The sequence below is a fragment of the Helicobacter sp. MIT 01-3238 genome, assembly GCF_003364135.1.
Taxonomy (GTDB): Bacteria; Campylobacterota; Campylobacteria; order Campylobacterales; family Helicobacteraceae; genus Helicobacter_B.
On record NZ_NXLN01000065.1, the window covers coordinates 1 to 600 of the forward strand.

A 600-nucleotide genomic window follows, 5' to 3' on the forward strand; every position below is an offset into this window, starting at 1 on the left:
TTTAGGGATTTAGATAGAAGTGTGAGTGTGGTAGTGTTGCTAGCATTTAGTGAATCAATATTGATATGTCCTTTTTGCACTCGCAAAGATAGATTGTGCTTTAGCTGCTCTTGTAGTGATTGGTGGGATTGTTGTGATTGGGTAGAATTAGCATTGCTTAAAGCACTTGCTGTATTGTTATTTGTGGTATTTATATTGTTTATGCTATTTGTAGCATTAGTGTTTATCGTATTGTTGTTTAGCCATTTCTCATTCAAAGCTAGTTTGTCCTCTATGAGGGCTGTGCTTAAGGCTAGATTTGCTACATTGCTAAACCCACAAGATTTACACACAATTCCATTTGGGTTTGCTATAAGCACACTTGCTTTATCCCCTGCTACTTCAAGCATTCCTAGTAAGTATGAGGGATTTGCAGAGGTTACTTGGTTTAGGATAAGAGAAGCACTGAAATCTTTTAAGTGTGGGTTTGAGCTAATAAACCCTGCTAGATGAGTAGAAGTAATAGATTGCAAGGAATTATTTAGTATAGCTCCTTTGGGCTTAATGTTGAAATCTATGTAGTGATTATTTGATATGCCTTTGGCATTTGGTGTAGTGATA

1 protein-coding gene is annotated in these 600 nt (G+C 36.3%); it reads right to left on the reverse strand.

The window, feature by feature from the left end; all coding sequences use genetic code 11:
* A partial coding sequence (locus CQA40_RS10785; protein WP_115520817.1) for a filamentous hemagglutinin N-terminal domain-containing protein occupies positions 1–600 on the reverse strand: 600 nt, incomplete at both ends.